This window comes from Vibrio sp. 10N.222.52.C3 (genome assembly GCF_041474195.1).
Taxonomy (GTDB): Bacteria; Pseudomonadota; Gammaproteobacteria; order Enterobacterales; family Vibrionaceae; genus Vibrio; species Vibrio crassostreae_C.
The window spans coordinates 2,364-2,765 of record NZ_JBFRTQ010000177.1; the positions used below are offsets into that span (position 1 = coordinate 2,364).

At 46.5% G+C, this 402-nt stretch carries 1 protein-coding gene; it reads left to right on the forward strand.

Annotated features, from left to right (window positions below; translation table 11 throughout):
* Positions 1-402: GDP-mannose 4,6-dehydratase (locus AB4517_RS21315; protein WP_372149865.1), on the forward strand; the 402-nt coding region annotated here is incomplete at both ends.

Below are 402 nucleotides of genomic sequence, written 5' to 3' on the forward strand. Positions count from 1 at the left end.
GGCGTTCATTGAAACCAATATTGTCGGCACCTATACCCTATTAGAAGCAACCCGCGAGTACTGGAATACACTGGAAGAAGATGCGAAACAAGTATTCCGTTTTCACCACATTTCAACGGATGAAGTGTATGGCGACCTTCCTCACCCAGATGAGGTTCCAGAAGGCACCGACCTGCCGATGTTTTTAGAAACAACGTCGTATGAGCCATCAAGCCCATACTCAGCATCAAAAGCTTCGAGCGATCACCTAGTGCGCGCATGGTTACGCACTTACGGCTTGCCAACTATGGTAACCAATTGTTCAAATAACTACGGCCCATACCACTTCCCAGAGAAACTGATTCCACTGGTTATCCTTAATGCGCTTGAAGGTAAAGATCTACCTATTTACGGTAAAGGCGA